This window comes from Alteromonas sp. HB246098, assembly GCF_054890645.1.
In genome coordinates this window covers 1,205,740-1,221,591 of record NZ_JBTZUG010000001.1, presented here as the reverse complement: position 1 = coordinate 1,221,591, position 15,852 = coordinate 1,205,740, and the positions used below count along the sequence as shown (strand labels likewise).

The following is a 15,852-nucleotide window of genomic DNA, read 5'->3' as shown; positions in this document are numbered from 1 at the left end:
TACAAAACGTGATTGATGAAATTGAATTAGATGCGCAAGAGCGCATGGAAAAAAGCCTAGTTTCTCTAAAAGGCCAATTCAGCAAAATTCGCACTGGTCGTGCGCATCCAAGCCTTCTAGATGGCATCATGGTACCTTATTACGGTGTAGACACGCCGCTAAAGCAAGTCGCTAACGTAGTTGCGGAAGACAGCCGTACTCTAGCGTTAACTGTTTTCGATAAAAGCGCTATCCAAGCGGTTGAAAAAGCAATTATGCAGTCTGATCTGGGGTTAAACCCAATGAGTGCAGGCGGTTCAATTCGCATTCCTTTACCTCCTTTAACGGAAGAGCGTCGTAAAGACCTTATCCGCGTTGTACGCAACGAAGCGGAAGGTGGTCGTGTTGCTATCCGCAATATTCGTCGTGACGCTAACGGTGACATCAAAGATCTTCTAAAAGAAAAAGAAATCAGTGAAGATGAGAGCCGCGCAGCGGAAGAGAACATTCAATCTATTACTAACGATTTCATTAAGAAAGTTGACAGCATGCTTGCTGACAAAGAAAAAGAACTAATGGAAGTATAAGTAAGTATTATGATTGGAAAGCGTTTAAGCGCAGCCAAATCGTCAAAAGCCGAGGTGCCAGCAGAGTCTGCTGGCCCGAAGCATGTTGCAATCATCATGGATGGCAATGGTCGATGGGCGCAAAAGAAAGGGAAAATTCGTACCTTTGGTCACAAAGCCGGGGTAGAGTCTGTACGTTCTGTTGTGCGCTTTGCACGTCAAAACGGTATCGAATCACTAACGCTATTCGCGTTTTCAAGTGAAAACTGGAAACGTCCTGAGGAAGAAGTCAGCGTCCTTATGGAGTTGTTTAATCTCGTCCTCAATAGTGAAGCAAAACGCTTACACAAAAATGGTGTACGCTTGCAGGTTATTGGTGATGTTGAGGCTTTCGACGCCAAGCTAGTCGAAAAAATTCGCAAAGCTGAAGACATGACCAAAGACAACAAAGATTTGGTCTTAAATATCGCAGCAAACTATGGCGGTAGATGGGACATCGTAAATGCGGCCAAGCAACTCGCATCGCAGGTTAAAAGCGGCGAGCTTGATGTAGATAACATCAGTGAAGAAGCTCTTGGTTCGCACATTTCTACAGCTAACCTTCCAGAGTTAGATCTTCTTATTCGCACTGGTGGCGAGCACCGAATTAGTAATTTCTTGCTATGGCAGTGTGCTTATGCCGAATTGTATTTCACCGATGTACTATGGCCCGACTTCAATGAAGACGTGTTTCAATTAGCCGTAGACGATTTCAATGTTCGTCAAAGAAGATTCGGTCTAACCGGTGAACAGGTAGTCACAGCCGATGGTTAATACCATGCAGGCAATTATCAGGCTAGCCCTGGTAACCAAAGCCAAGGGCAAATTATGCTAAAACAACGGATAATAACTGCATTAATTCTCGCGCCGCTGGCGCTCTACGCTATCCTTTTTCTTCCTATTTTTTGGTTTGAAATAGCCATAGCCGGTGTTGTCGGCATTGGTGCCTATGAGTGGGCGAATATGTCAGGCGTGTGTGAGCGTCCTAAAAAGCTTATCTACATGGCTGGAGCCTTTGCAATATGTATTGCTCTATCGCTCACTGTTGATGCCAGTACCATTTGGTATCAGGGCCAATTGCATGGCCTGTATCGCGCAATTTTAACCATCGCTGTGTTGTGGTGGATAGCCTCTTTATTTATGGTGCTTGCCTATCCGAAATACTCAAGATTCTGGAAAGACAGTCGCAGTGTAAGAACCGTATTTGGCGCACTTACGCTTATACCAACATGGGTAGCCGTAGTTGCACTTCGCACTAGCCTGCATGATGTTGATCCGTTTTATGGCGCATCGCTGATCTTTTATGTATTGGGTATCGTTTGGGCGGCTGATATAGGCGCGTTCTTCGTTGGCGTCAAATTTGGTCGACATAAGTTACGCCCTAACGTATCGCCTGGTAAAAGCTTAGAAGGCTTACTGGGTGGTATCGCGGCTTCATTCGCCATTATCGCTTTTGCGGCACTGCACTATCAGGTAGAGCCTTCTCGCATTTGGCTACACCTTGCAATTGGCGGTATAACCGTTGCTGTTTCTGCACTTGGTGATTTGAACGAGAGCATGCTGAAGCGCTGCGCTGGCATTAAAGACAGTGGCAAGATACTACCTGGCCATGGTGGTGTGCTAGATAGAATTGATAGCCTAACTGCAGCATTTCCAGTATTTGCCTTCTGCTATGTAACTTGGATGGCGTAATGCAAACAGTAACAGTGTTAGGGGCCACAGGCTCCATTGGTTGTAATACACTCGACGTAATAAATCGCCATCCCGACAAATACCGCGTTTTTGCTATTACTGGTAACACTCAGCTTGAACTGCTTATGGAGCAGGCGCAAAAATGCGCGCCCCGTTATGTAGTGATCGCCAACGATGCTCACTATAAAGCCGCCTGCGAGCTAGCTTCTCAATACGGTGTAGATGCTGAAATTCTTTCAGGCACCAAAGCATTGGAAGAGGTATCAAGCGCACCTGAAGTTGATGCTGTTATGGCAGCAATTGTTGGGGCAGCAGGCCTTTTGCCTACAATGGCGGCGGTAAAGGCAGGAAAACGCGTTTTGCTTGCTAATAAAGAAGCCTTAGTCATGTCTGGCGCTTTATTTATCGAGGCTGCAAACCAAAGCGGCGCTGAAATTCTTCCTATCGACAGCGAACACAATGCTATATTCCAGTGTCTCCCGCACGATTACGAATATGGTAACTTTGCTGCTTCAGGTATTCGCAAAATCTTATTAACGGGTTCTGGTGGCCCCTTCAGAGAAAGGCCACTTAATAGCTTTTCTTCAATTACCATTGATGAGGCCAGTACTCACCCTAACTGGTCAATGGGCCGAAAAATAACAATCGATTCGGCAACTATGATGAACAAGGGCTTGGAGTTCATTGAAGCCTGTTGGTTATTTGGTGCCGGCGCTGAAGATATTGATGTTGTTATCCACCCACAAAGTATTATTCATTCTATGGTGCAATATGTTGATGGGTCGGTGATCGCACAAATGGGCAACCCTGACATGCGCACCCCTATTGCCTATGGCTTAGCTCATCCAGAGCGAATCGAAGCGGGCGTAACGCCACTAGATTTTTCTGACATTGCCAATTTCAGTTTTCAAACCCCTTGCTTTGAACGTTATCCTAATTTGAAACTGGCTATTGATGCGTGTAAAGAAGGGCAGTGTGCAACAACACGAGTGAACGCGTCAAACGAAGTGGCAGTCGAGGCCTTTTTAGAAGGTAAGATTCAGTTTTGCGATATTGCCAAAGTTAATGATGCCACGTTAAATGCTATGCCACACGTATCGGTAAGTTCTATTCAACAAATACTAGAGCAAGACAGCCTTGCAAGAACAAAGGCTAACGAGATTATTCGAGGTAAATTCCAGTGCTAGCATTTTTATGGAGCCTTGGTGCATTCATTGTAGCCCTAGGTATTTTGGTTGCCGTACATGAATGGGGACACTTTTATGTGGCTCGTAAATGCGGTGTACAGGTAGAGCGCTTCTCAATTGGTTTTGGGAAGCCGATTTGGCGCAAGTTAAGTAAGTCCGGTACAGAATATGTTATCGCTATGATTCCCCTTGGTGGTTACGTTCGCATGCTCGATGGACGCATTGACGATGTACCGCCTGAGTTAGAAGATAAAGCCTTCAACAATAAACCCGTATTGCAGCGCATGGCGGTTATTGCAGCGGGCCCTGGTGTAAACTTCATATTTGCATTTTTTGCTCTTTGGCTAATGTACCTTGTCGGTTTAGAAACCGTTAAACCCGTTGTTAAAGCTGTCGAGCCTCAAAGTGTAGCTGCTGTAGCAGGCGTTCAACCTGGTGATGAAATCATTAAGGTCGGTGACAGAATTACACCGGACTGGGAAGCGGTTAATTTAGAAGTTGTTTCTAACATAGGGTCAGAAAAAACCACAGTTACGGTTAAAAATTCATCAAATGTCGAAAAAGAACTGACATTTACACTGGGTTCTTGGAACTTTGACCCAGATAGCGAGTCTCCATTAAGCAGCTTAGGCCTAACCCCATATCGACCGGATGCAACGTTAACTGTTGGTTTTGTTGGTGAGGGAAGTGCGGCGCAGGAAGCTGGGTTGAAACCCGGTGATGAACTTGTCGCACTAAATGGCGCTAAATTGACGTCGTGGGAAGGTTTGGTTGACGTTATAGTTGAAAGCCCCGGTGAAAGTATCTCTCTTGATATACAAAGGGATGGACAGCAACTAACGTTAAATGCCACGATAGCGCGCCGCGATACACCACAAGGGCAAAGTGGTTATTTAGGTGTGAGCCCAACATTCGAGCCTTGGCCTGAAGGGTATGTGTTTACTCATCAATATGGCATTATAGAGGCTATTGGGAAGGCGCTAGATAAAACGTGGCGTCTAATGACATTGAGTGTCGACATGATAGGAAAGCTCATCACCGGCGATGTTTCGGTGAAGAATTTGAGCGGTCCTATCTCAATTGCTCAAGGTGCGGGAACAAGTGCTGGGTATGGACTTGCGTACTTTTTGAGTTTTCTTGCCTTAATAAGCGTAAATTTAGGCATAATAAATTTATTACCCTTGCCCATGCTTGACGGTGGTCACCTCATGTTTTTTATTGTGGAGTGGATCACTGGTAAGCCTGTGCCTGAAGCGGTGCAGGAATGGGGTTACAGAATAGGTGGCGTGCTTCTGTTTATGATCATGGGTATCGCAATTTTTAACGATATCGCTCGCATAACCTGATACAAATCAGGAAGTACAAAACAGCTAATACAAAACGCGGCCAGGAAAAGAAAAATAGATGAAGTTAAAACAGTTAGTAGCAGCCGGAGCCATTCTTTCCAGTGCTAGCTTTGCCAACGCTGCGGCGCAAGACAGTGAATTTGTTGTTGAAGACATTCGCGTAGAGGGTTTGCAACGAGTTGCACTTGGTGCAGCCTTAACCTACTTGCCCGTTCAAGTTGGCGACGAGCTTAATACATTCAGGGTAACGCAGCTTATTCGCTCGCTTTACTCTTCAACTCACTTTGAAAATGTAGAAATCCTTCGCGACGGCAATACCCTTGTGGTTCGTGTGGCGGAGCGTCCAACCATCAGTAATATTATTTTTGACGGCAACGATGATATTAAAGATGAGCAGCTTCAAGAAAGCTTGGATGGCAATGGGGTCCGCATCGGTGAGCCACTTGATAAGACCGTACTAACCTCTATTGAGAATGGCCTTAAAGACTTCTTTTACAGCATAGGTAAATACAATGCTGATGTAACGGCTATTATTACGCCATTACCGCGTAACCGTGTCGATTTGAAACTACTTTTCGAAGAAGGCGATGCCGCCGAAATCGAGCAAATTAATATTGTAGGTAACGAAATCTTCTCAGACGAAGAGCTGATGGAAGCGTTTGAGCTACAATACGATACGCCTTGGTGGGATTTTCTATCAGAGACTCGCTATCAGCAACAAACGTTGCAAGGGGATATGGAAACCTTGCGTAACCACTATTTAAACCGTGGTTACCTGCGATTTAACGTTGACTCTACCCAAGTGTCGATGACCCCTGAAAAGTCGGGCATCTACATAGCCATGAACGTAACAGAAGGTGAGCAATACACCATATCTGAAGTAGAACTCGTGGGTGATGTTCTTGGTCATGAAGAATACATCGAGCGCGTACTGCCGTTAACAGAAGGCGAGCTATACAACCAAGCGGAAGTCACTTACACAGAAGAGTTTATCAGTAAATATCTTGGTCGCTTTGGTTATGCATATCCGACGGTAACCACTGTGCCTGAGATTAACGACGAAGACAAAACGGTTAAGTTGACGCTATCTGTAGACCCCGGCAAGCGTATCTACGTTAATCGTATTAAGTTTAACGGTAACGTGGTCACCGCCGACAGTGTACTTCGTCAAAACGTAAGTCAGATGGAAGGCACTTGGTTATCTAATAATTTGCTAGAGTCTTCAAAAAATCAGCTTTCTCGTCTTACCTATATGGAAGAAGTAGAGTTTGAAACAGTACGTATTCCAGGCTCTGAAGATAAGGTTGATGTTAACTATAATGTTAAAGAGCAGCCTTCGGGCTCGTTTAACGCAGGTATCGGTTACGGTGACAGAACCAAGTTAAGCTTACAGGCGGGTATCCAACAGGATAACTTCCTAGGGACAGGTAAACGTGTAGGCCTTAACCTAAGTACGGTTTCGTATCAGCGCAGTGCGCAAATCACCTATAATGACCCTTACTTCACCATTGACGGTATCAGCTTAGGTGGAAGCATTGGTTATAGCGAGTTCGACGGCTCTGACTTTAACGTTATCCAGTACAACTCTAAACGTTGGTCAATTGGTGCAAACATCGGTTATCCAATCAACGAGTTTAATCGTATCAACTTTGGCTTAACCTACAGCAATGTAGAGCTATTTAACCGTGGTTACTACGAGCAAACTGAGCAGTTCTATAACCAGTTTACCAATGGCGAAGACCCGGATGCGGCTATTAAATACGATAGCTATCTTGCTAGCGTAAGCTGGAGTAGAAGCACGCTAAACCGTGGTCTATTCCCAACGGCGGGTTCGTCTCAACGTGCATCGTTTAGCATTACCACGCCAAACTCAGACGTTAACTATTTTAAAACCGTATTCGATGGTAAGTGGTACTTTCCATTATCACGTAATCAGCGCTGGTCATTCTTAACTCGCATCCGTCTCGGATATGGTAATGGTTATGGTGATATAAACGGCAATGAGCAAATTCTACCGTTCACTGAGAACTTTACTGCAGGTGGTTCAGATTCACTGCGCGGATTCGAGAATAATACGGTTGGCCCTCGCGGTATCTTCCTCGGTAACACAGGCACCATTTCTGGTCCTGATGGGGAATTATTCCCGGCGGACCCAGCAGACGCTGCACTTTCTTGGTCGTCGCGAAGCCTTGGTGGTAACGCAATGGCACTCGGTGGTATCGAGCTAATCGTGCCTACGCCGTTTGTTGAAGAAGAAATGGATAACTCTGTTCGCACAAGTTTGTTTGTGGATGTGGGTAACGTGTGGGATACTGAGTTCGACTATGACTATTATCGTCAGTTCGACATAGCATCCACTCAAAACGGTGAGCTATTGGACTATTCTGACTGGAGTCTGTATCGTAGCTCGGCAGGTATATCGGTTCAGTGGATTTCACCAATGGGACCGATGGTATTTAGTTTCTCGAAAGCGATACAGCAACGTGATGGTGATGATGCTAGATTCTTCACTTTCAATATTGGTCAAACTTTCTAAGACATTAAAACGAGCGCGTTTTAAGCGCGCTCTATAATAAGATTCACAAAAGGAGTTCCCTTTGAAACAGTTGGTTAAACATATCGTTGCAGGAGCAATGTTGGGTAGCGCTTTAGTAAGTACATCTGTAATGGCAGAACAGAAAGTGGCTGTTGTTGATGTGCAAGGTATTTTTCAAGCGATGCCTCAAGCGGCTGAGATTCAAAATGCTATTCAAGCTGAGTTTAAAGACCAGCTTGAAGAAGTGAATCAGCTACAGCGTGACGGTCAGTTCTACGCAGAGCGTCTTCAGCGTGATGCAGCAACAATGAGCGATGCCGAGAAGAAAGAACTAGAACAAAAAATCTTGTCAGTACGTGAAGAGCTATCTAAAAAAGGTCAGCCTCTACAACAAAACATTCAACGTCGTAGCAACGAAGAGCGTAACAAGTTGCTTGGCCTTATTAAGCAAGCTATTGACTCTGTTGCGTCGAAGCAAGGTTACGACCTAGTGCTTAATGCGGGTGCAGTTGCTTTTGCTAAAGAAGAGCACGACCTATCTGAGCAGGTACTTCAGCAAGTTAGCAAAACTAACTAATTAACTTAACACTGATTGCTCTTGGCTCTAAGTCAAAGTTCAGCAATCGCTGGTTAGTTATAAAATTTGTCAGGCCAACTCCTTCAAAGGTGTTGGTCTGATTTGTTTTTCGCGCTTTACAGCGTATGGTTGCCGCCGTTTTTAGTTTTTACGGCGAGTTTGACCCAAATACCAATGTATCATCTGTATTGGTATAACATAGCTAAAGGTCATGCTTGTATACAGGAGAAAGTTTTTGGCCAATTCACTTAATACCATCGAAATCCAGGAAATATTGGAACTGCTACCACACAGATATCCTTTCCTACTTGTTGATCGCGTTACTGATTATGTTTTGGGTGAGTCTGTAAAGGCTTACAAAAATATTACGATCAATGAGCCATGTTTCATGGGGCATTTCCCTGGACAGCCAATTTTTCCGGGCGTTTTAATTCTAGAGGCCATGGCGCAAGCAGCCGGTGTTCTAGGTTTTAAGACCATGGGCAACAATGATAAGTTATACTTGTATGCAGGGATTGATAACGCTCGCTTTAAACGTCCCGTTGTTCCGGGTGATAAGCTTGAGTTTGATGTTGCTCTGGTAAAAGAGCGCAGAGGGATTTGGAAATTTAAAGGTACTGCAAGTGTCGATGGCGATATTGCTTGTAGTGCAGAGTTTATGTGTGCGATGAGAGAGATAGCGTAACGTGATCCATCCTACTGCGGTAATTTCAGAAAGTGCAACGATTGGTGATAATGTCACCATAGGTCCATTTTGTGTGGTAGACGACAACGTCACCATAGGCGACGGCTGTATTCTGAAATCACATGTGGTGGTACGCGGCCCGACGCGTATCGGTAAAAACAACAAGTTTTATCAGTTTTCTTCAATTGGTGAAGACTGCCAAGATAAAAAATATGCGGGTGAGCCTACTGAACTCGTTATTGGTGATGATAACGAGTTTAGAGAAGGGGTAACCGTTCACCGAGGCACTATTCAAGACAACAGCATTACCATAATTGGTTCTCGCTGTTTATTTATGGCCAACTCTCATGTTGCCCACGATTGTGTTCTTGGCAACGACATTATTATTGCAAACAGTGTTGCGATTGCTGGCCATGTACACATGGACGACCACGTCATTGTTGGCGGTGCCGCAGGTATTCACCAGTTCTGTAAGATTGGTGCCCATTCGTTCTTGGGCGCTGGCGGCATTATTCTGCGCGATGTGCCTCCCTTTGTAATGGTCAGCGGTCAGAAAAATATTCCTCAGGGTATTAATTCTGAAGGACTTAAGCGTCGTGGCTTCAGCAAAGAAGAAGTTATGGCCATTAAACGCGCTTACAAAGCAATATACCGTGAAGGCAATACCGTAGATGAAGCCATTGAAAAACTTGCCGAACCCGCGCAGGAGTTCCCTGGTGTGGCCCTTATGGTGAAGTTCTTACAAGACTCGAAGCGAGGCATTATTCGCTAATTATGTCTAAACCAATTCGTATCGGCTTGGTTGCCGGAGAGCCCTCTGGTGACATCCTTGCCGCAGGAATGGTTGCCGAGTTAAAACGCCAATACCCAGATGCTATTATTGAAGGTATTGGCGGTTCAAATATGATAGAGGCGGGTTTCCATAGTCTATTCGATATGGAAACCTTGTCGGTTATGGGGCTTGTTGAAGTTCTCTCCCATCTACCTGCCATCTTGAAAGTTAAAAAGCAGCTTCTTGCTCACTTCGAGCAAAATCCGCCTGATATTTTTGTGGGTATTGATGCGCCTGATTTTAATCTAAGAGTAGAAAAAGCGCTTAAAGCACGCGGTATCAAAACCATGCACTATGTAAGCCCTACCGTGTGGGCATGGCGTGAGAAACGCATTCACAAGATAGCGAAAGCGGCTAATCGCGTATTGGGGTTGTTCCCTTTCGAACAACAGGTATACGACAAATACAACGTTCCCTATACCTTTGTGGGGCATACCATGGCTGACGCTATAGCCATTGAGCCCGACCAAAATGCGGCAAGACAGGCATTAGGGGTAGATAGTCAAGCTAATGTATTGGCTGTTCTACCCGGTTCACGAAGGGGGGAAGTAGATACGTTGCTTCCCGTGTTTCTGAAAACCATCGAAGCTATTCATGCTAAACGCAGTGACATTCAATTTCTTATCCCTGCGGCAAACGAGCATCGTCTTTCGCAAATTAAAGCATTATTGCTTGAAGCTGATAATGCTGAAGCACGCTTACCCATTCAGGTAACCCAAGGCACTTCTCGAGATGCCATGATAGCGAGCGATGTTATCTTACTTGCATCCGGGACAGCCACGTTAGAAGCTATGTTGTGTAAGCGCCCAATGGTAGCCGCTTATTTACTTGCACCGCTTACATATAAAATTATGCAGCGCTTGTATAAAGCGCCGTTCTTCACTTTGCCAAACTTATTGGCTGATGAGGCAATTATTCCTGAATTACTTCAAGATGAAGTAAACGCAGAGAATATGAGCAATCAGTTACTTAACTTCTTCGAAAGTGATAATTCTGCGCTTATTTCCCGTTTCACCGATCTCCACCATACGCTAAAATGCAATGCTGATAAAACAGCAGCAAAAGCTGTCGTGGAGGAATTGTTTGCATAAGTTAATTGCCGGTGTTGATGAAGTAGGGCGTGGCCCTTTAGTTGGAGATGTGGTTACTGCTGCGGTTATACTAGACCCAGAAAACCCCATTGAAGGGCTAACCGACTCTAAAAAGTTGAGTGAAAAGAAACGTGTAGCCCTTGCTCAAGAGATTCGTGAGAAGGCGCTTTACTGGAATATCGGTAGAGCAAGCCCTGAAGAAATAGACAAGCTTAATATACTGCACGCTACCATGCTCGCCATGATCCGAGCGGTAGAAGGCCTGCCAGTAAAACCAGATTTTGTGCGTGTAGACGGCAACCGCGTCCCAGCTTGGAATTTTGAGTCTGAAGCGGTAGTGAAAGGTGACAGCCTACACGCTGAAATTTCAGCGGCTTCCATTATTGCCAAAGTAGAGCGAGACAACGATATGATTTCGCTTCACGAGGCTTACCCGCAATATAACTTTGCCGGGCACAAAGGTTACCCTACAAAAGCACATTTTGAAGCTATCGCCGAATATGGCATCTTAGATTGCTATCGCAAAAGTTTTAAACCCGTAAAAGCGCTACTCGAAGAGAAATAACATCATGTCATCGCCATTTATTCATTTACGTGTTCACAGCGACTTTTCGATGATGGACGGCCTGAATAAGGTTAAGCCTATTCTAGGTAAAGTGGCCGCGCTTGGCATGCCTGCCGTGGCGATCACCGACCAAATGAATATGTGTGGCTTGGTAAAATTCTATTCCGAGGCACATAATTTAGGTATCAAGCCCATAATTGGCACCGATTTTTGGGTGACTAATGAAGCTTTTGGCGATGAACCTTTCAGACTTACCCTCATTGCGATGAACAACGAAGGGTATAAGAATATTACTATTCTTATCTCCAAGGCCTACCTTCGTGGACATTTGGCACACCGTGCGGTTATCGATCAAGCATGGTTAGCAGAGCATAGCGAAGGCGTTATTGTTTTATCGGGCGCACAGCACGGCGATATCGGCGTAGGTTTAATGAAAAATAACGCCAAGCTTCTTGAAGATGCGCTTGAGTTTTATCAAACCCATTTTCCCGACCGGTTTTATTTAGAGCTTATTAGAACTGGTAGACAAGGCGAAGAAGATTATTTACACCATGCGGTAGAGCTTGCTGAGCAGCGCGGTTTACCCGTGGTTGCCACTAATGAAGTATGCTTTATTGACCAAGAGGGTTTCGACGCGCACGAAATTCGAGTGTGTATCCACGATGGCTATACGTTAGATGATAACCGTCGCCCTAAGCGCTATAGCGACCAGCAATATCTGCGCACAGCAGAGGAAATGGTTGAGCTATTTAGCGATATTCCTGAAGCCATAGAAAATACGGTTGAAATTGCCAAGCGCTGTAACGTTACTGTTCGGCTAAATGAATATTTCTTGCCACAGTTTCCAACCGGCGGTATGACCACCGAAGACTTCTTGGTTAAGGTGTCTGAGGAAGGCTTGGAAGAACGTCTAGAATTTCTATTCCCCGATGAGGAAGTGCGCAAAGCCAAACGCCCAGAGTACGATGACCGACTTCGCATTGAGCTTGAAGTTATCAACCAAATGGGGTTCCCGGGCTATTTCCTTATCGTTATGGAGTTTATCCAGTGGAGTAAAGATAACGGAATTCCGGTAGGGCCAGGGCGTGGTTCAGGTGCGGGCTCACTGGTGGCCTATGCCTTAAAAATTACCGACCTAGATCCGCTTGAATTCGACTTGCTATTCGAACGTTTCCTGAACCCAGAACGTGTATCAATGCCCGACTTCGACGTCGACTTCTGTATGGACAGACGAGATGAGGTAATCGACCACGTTGCTGAGCTTTACGGACGTCAGGCGGTATCGCAGATCATTACGTTTGGTACCATGGCGGCAAAAGCGGTAGTACGCGATGTTGGCCGCGTGCTTGGTCACCCATACGGCTTTGTAGACAGGATCTCAAAGCTTATTCCGCCTGATCCAGGCATGACGCTTGAAAAGGCGTTTAAAGCAGAGCCACAGCTGCCAGAAGTTTATGAAAGCGATGAGGAAGTGAAAGACCTTATCGATATGGCGCGAATACTTGAAGGGGTTACCAGAAACGCTGGTAAACACGCCGGTGGTGTTGTTATTGCGCCAACCACAATTACTGATTTCTCGCCTTTGTATTGTGATGACGAAGGTAAAAACCCCGTAACCCAGTTCGACAAAAACGACGTTGAAACGGCGGGCTTGGTAAAATTCGACTTCTTAGGTCTTCGTACGCTGACTATTATTCAGTGGGCGATAGATATGATCAAAGAAGGGAAAAACGTTGATGTAGATATCAGCGCCATTCCGCTTGAAGATCCTAAGAGTTTCAGAACCCTTCAAAACGCCGAGACAACTGCGGTATTCCAGCTGGAATCTCGCGGTATGAAAGAACTAATTAAGCGCCTTAAACCTGACTGCTTCGAAGATATTATCGCACTGGTGGCCCTGTTCCGTCCGGGCCCGCTGCAATCAGGCATGGTAGATAACTTTATTGATCGTAAGCACGGACGTGAAGAAATTTCCTACCCCGATGCAGAATATCAGCACGAGTGCTTGAAAGAAATTCTAGAGCCTACCTATGGCATTATCTTGTATCAGGAACAGGTAATGCAGATAGCTCAAGAAATGGCGGGCTACTCGCTGGGCGGCGCTGACTTGCTTCGTCGTGCTATGGGTAAGAAAAAGCCAGAAGAAATGGCGAAGCAGCGCGGCACCTTTGCTGAAGGTGCGAAGGGCAATAATATTGACCCAGACCTGGCGATGAAAATATTCGACTTGGTAGAAAAGTTCGCAGGTTACGGCTTTAACAAATCTCACTCGGCAGCCTACGCCTTGGTGTCTTACCAAACCCTTTGGCTGAAAGTACATTATCCAGCGGAATTTATGGCTGCGGTAATGTCTGCGGATATGGACAACACCGATAAAATCGTAACGCTTGTCGATGAATGTGAGCGCATGGGTATCGAAATACTGCCACCAGATTTGAACGCAGGTAAATACAAATTTACCGTCGATAGCGAAGGTCGCATTGTTTATGGTATCGGTGCAATTAAAGGGGTAGGTGAAGGCCCGATTGAAGCGATTATTGAAGCGCGGGAAACTCAGGGTGCATTTAAAGACCTTTTTGATTTCTGCGCCAAGATAGACATTAAGCGTGTAAACAAACGGGTACTTGAAAAGCTAGTGTTAGCAGGTGCAATGGATAACTTAGGCCCCCATCGGGCTAGTCTTATGGCGAGTTTACCCGAGGCCCTTGCTGCCGCCGGGCAGCATGCAAAAGCTGAGTCATTTGGTCAGTCAGACATGTTTGGACTACTGACTACCGAGCCAGAAGACGTGAAGCAAGCGTTTGCCGACGTCCCTGAGTGGCCTGAGAAAGTATGGCTAGAAGGTGAAAAAGACACGCTAGGCTTGTACTTAACCGGCCACCCCATCAATCAGTACGCGGAAGAATTGCGTTACTACACCGACGGACGTTTAGTTGATTTAAAACCAACCAACAAAGACCAAATGGCCAGTGCGGTAGGACTGGTGCTTGGCGTGCGTGTTATGACGAATAAACGTGGGCGCCGCTGGGCTATAGTGACACTGGATGATAAGAGTGCCAGAATAGACGTACGTTTCTTCCCCGATATGTACGAACAGTTCGAAAGTGTGTTAGAAACTGACAGAATATTGCTTATAAAGGGACAGGTCAGCTTTGATGATTTCTCTGGGGGCAATACAATCACCGCCCGTGATGTAATGGACATTGTTCAGGCACGAGAGAAAAACGCGAGAGCGCTGGCACTAAATATTGATACCCAGTTGCTTGAACCGAAGAAAATGAGTCAGATGCAATCTATCCTGCAGGCATTTAACGGTGGAAGTTGTCCTGTGCAGTTAGCGGTAACCCATCCAGACGCTGAAGTAATCTTAGCGTGTGGCGCAAGATGGTACGTTACGCCTGAAGACCAACTTTTACACGATCTCAAGCAATGTTTGGGAGACAAAGCCGTTTCAATTCTCTACCATTAGGGTTAAGAGTTCGATAGATTGGACATCTCGCGTTTGCATAGACGAGCGTAGTACGAATAGGACATGAAATGAGTATACAGTTTTTGGACTTTGAACAGCCAATAGCCGAACTAGAAGCAAAAATTGAAGAGCTTAGATTGGTAAATCAAGGTGGCGAGTTTGACGTTGGTATTGAAGAAGAAATCAATAAGCTTCGCGGCAAAAGCGCGGAGCTAACTAAGAAGATCTTTTCTGATCTTGGCGCATGGCAAGTTTCTCAACTTGCACGTCACCCAATGCGTCCATACACGCTAGATTACATTCCTCGTATTTTTACAGAATTCGACGAGCTTGCTGGCGACCGTGCGTTTGCAGACGATAAGGCAATTGTTGGCGGCCCAGCAATGCTAGATGACCAGCCTGTGATGATTATAGGCCATCAAAAAGGCCGTGACACCAACGAAAAAATTAAGCGTAACTTTGGTATGCCTAAACCAGAAGGCTACCGTAAAGCCTTGCGTCTTATGAAGATGGCCGAGCGTTTTAACATGCCTATCATCACCTTTATCGATACGCCGGGAGCGTATCCTGGTGTTGGCGCTGAAGAGCGTGGTCAAAGTGAAGCCATCGCGAAGAACCTATTCGAGATGGCTGAGCTTACCGTTCCAATCGTGTGTACCGTTATCGGTGAAGGTGGTTCAGGTGGCGCACTAGCAATTGGTGTTGGCGATCGTGTTAATATGCTTCAATATTCTACGTACTCGGTGATTTCACCAGAAGGTTGTGCGTCTATTCTGTGGAAAAGCGCAGAAAAAGCCCCACTCGCTGCTGAAGCGATGGGCGTAAGTGCGCCACAAATTAAAGAGCTAGGCCTGATTAACAGTATTGTTGAAGAGCCATTAGGTGGTGCGCACCGCGATCACAATGGCATGGCGGCTAATTTGAAGGCCGTCATTAAGCAGCAGCTTAATCAGCTTAAAGAGCTTGATAAAACAAAGCTAATGGAAGAGCGTTACGAGCGTTTAATGTCGTTCGGGTATTGCTAATTCTAGTTAGGGCTACGACTTCTAAAACTGCGAATAGTCACGTCACGATACGAAGCGGTGTACGATTAGACGAAGCGGTGTACGATTAGCAAAAATGCTTGTTGTAAAAGTCTATTAAGCCTTTGCTGAGTTCATGTCGATTTAGATTAGTTCAAGGGGGTTGTTTACCATTGGTAACAACCCTTTTGCGTTATTAGAAAGTAAGTAATTAGCAGATACAAAGCTGAACCCTAATAAAACATAAAGTTGAAACAATAAGGTAT

The 15,852-nt window shown here is 45.5% G+C and carries 13 protein-coding genes; all 13 read left to right on the top strand.

The genetic code is table 11. The annotated features are described in order from the left end of the window. Positions 1-8 precede the first annotated feature (8 nt). The 13 genes from frr to accA all read left to right on the top strand — a co-directional run bounded on the left by frr (position 9) and on the right by accA (position 15,589). On the top strand, positions 9-566 hold the full coding sequence (gene frr / locus ACYTPF_RS05200; protein WP_014948555.1) for a ribosome recycling factor: 558 nt from the start codon (positions 9-11) through the stop codon (positions 564-566). Positions 567-575: 9 nt separating this feature from the next. Next, on the top strand, positions 576-1,358 hold the full coding sequence (uppS, locus tag ACYTPF_RS05195) for a polyprenyl diphosphate synthase (RefSeq protein ID WP_269915913.1): 783 nt from the start codon (positions 576-578) through the stop codon (positions 1,356-1,358). Positions 1,359-1,412: 54 nt separating this feature from the next. After that, positions 1,413-2,276 (top strand): phosphatidate cytidylyltransferase, encoded by an 864-nt coding sequence (locus ACYTPF_RS05190; RefSeq protein ID WP_179982600.1) that lies wholly within the window; start codon positions 1,413-1,415, stop codon positions 2,274-2,276. Further along, entirely contained in the window at positions 2,276-3,463 is a 1,188-nt protein-coding gene (gene ispC / locus ACYTPF_RS05185; protein ID WP_461851415.1) for a 1-deoxy-D-xylulose-5-phosphate reductoisomerase, read from the top strand. The genes ACYTPF_RS05190 and ispC overlap by 1 nt, the downstream gene beginning before the upstream one ends. Continuing rightward, complete coding sequence (gene rseP, locus ACYTPF_RS05180) at positions 3,457-4,809, top strand: sigma E protease regulator RseP (RefSeq protein WP_461851414.1); 1,353 nt, start codon at positions 3,457-3,459, stop codon at positions 4,807-4,809. Before ispC ends, rseP begins: the two co-directional genes overlap by 7 nt. Positions 4,810-4,867: 58 nt before the next feature. After that, a complete protein-coding gene (gene bamA / locus ACYTPF_RS05175) occupies positions 4,868-7,345 on the top strand; it encodes an outer membrane protein assembly factor BamA (protein WP_179982603.1) in 2,478 nt (825 codons plus the stop codon). Between the two features lie 61 nt (positions 7,346-7,406). Further along, a complete protein-coding gene (locus tag ACYTPF_RS05170) occupies positions 7,407-7,922 on the top strand; it encodes an OmpH family outer membrane protein (RefSeq protein WP_179982604.1) in 516 nt (171 codons plus the stop codon). Between the two features lie 235 nt (positions 7,923-8,157). Then, complete coding sequence (gene fabZ, locus ACYTPF_RS05165) at positions 8,158-8,607, top strand: 3-hydroxyacyl-ACP dehydratase FabZ (RefSeq protein WP_118490056.1); 450 nt, start codon at positions 8,158-8,160, stop codon at positions 8,605-8,607. A 1-nt stretch (position 8,608) separates the two neighbouring features. Further along, positions 8,609-9,379: an acyl-ACP--UDP-N-acetylglucosamine O-acyltransferase gene (gene lpxA, locus ACYTPF_RS05160; RefSeq protein ID WP_179982605.1), complete on the top strand. Its 771-nt coding sequence runs from the start codon at positions 8,609-8,611 to the stop codon at positions 9,377-9,379. 2 nt (positions 9,380-9,381) lie between these two features. Further along, a complete protein-coding gene (gene lpxB / locus ACYTPF_RS05155; protein ID WP_136780681.1) occupies positions 9,382-10,530 on the top strand; it encodes a lipid-A-disaccharide synthase in 1,149 nt (382 codons plus the stop codon). After that, positions 10,523-11,095 carry a ribonuclease HII gene (gene rnhB / locus ACYTPF_RS05150; RefSeq protein WP_014997575.1) on the top strand — a complete coding sequence of 191 codons (573 nt, stop codon included), beginning with the start codon at positions 10,523-10,525 and terminating at the stop codon, positions 11,093-11,095. The genes lpxB and rnhB overlap by 8 nt, the downstream gene beginning before the upstream one ends. A gap of 4 nt (positions 11,096-11,099) precedes the next feature. Then, positions 11,100-14,564 (top strand): DNA polymerase III subunit alpha, encoded by a 3,465-nt coding sequence (dnaE, locus tag ACYTPF_RS05145; protein ID WP_461851413.1) that lies wholly within the window; start codon positions 11,100-11,102, stop codon positions 14,562-14,564. A 68-nt stretch (positions 14,565-14,632) separates the two neighbouring features. Next, a complete protein-coding gene (gene accA, locus ACYTPF_RS05140; RefSeq protein ID WP_012517579.1) occupies positions 14,633-15,589 on the top strand; it encodes an acetyl-CoA carboxylase carboxyl transferase subunit alpha in 957 nt (318 codons plus the stop codon). Positions 15,590-15,852 lie beyond the last annotated feature (263 nt).

What these genes read in the sequence shown, in the direction of transcription:
- uppS (WP_269915913.1), top strand. Translation starts at nt 576, where the DNA reads ATGATTGGAAAGCGTTTAAGCGCAGCCAAATCGTCAAAAGCCGAGGTG.
- ACYTPF_RS05190 (WP_179982600.1), top strand. Translation starts at nt 1,413, where the DNA reads ATGCTAAAACAACGGATAATAACTGCATTAATTCTCGCGCCGCTGGCG.
- ispC (WP_461851415.1), top strand. Translation starts at nt 2,276, where the DNA reads ATGCAAACAGTAACAGTGTTAGGGGCCACAGGCTCCATTGGTTGTAAT.
- bamA (WP_179982603.1), top strand. Translation starts at nt 4,868, where the DNA reads ATGAAGTTAAAACAGTTAGTAGCAGCCGGAGCCATTCTTTCCAGTGCT.
- lpxB (WP_136780681.1), top strand. Translation starts at nt 9,382, where the DNA reads ATGTCTAAACCAATTCGTATCGGCTTGGTTGCCGGAGAGCCCTCTGGT.
- dnaE (WP_461851413.1), top strand. Translation starts at nt 11,100, where the DNA reads ATGTCATCGCCATTTATTCATTTACGTGTTCACAGCGACTTTTCGATG.
- accA (WP_012517579.1), top strand. Translation starts at nt 14,633, where the DNA reads ATGAGTATACAGTTTTTGGACTTTGAACAGCCAATAGCCGAACTAGAA.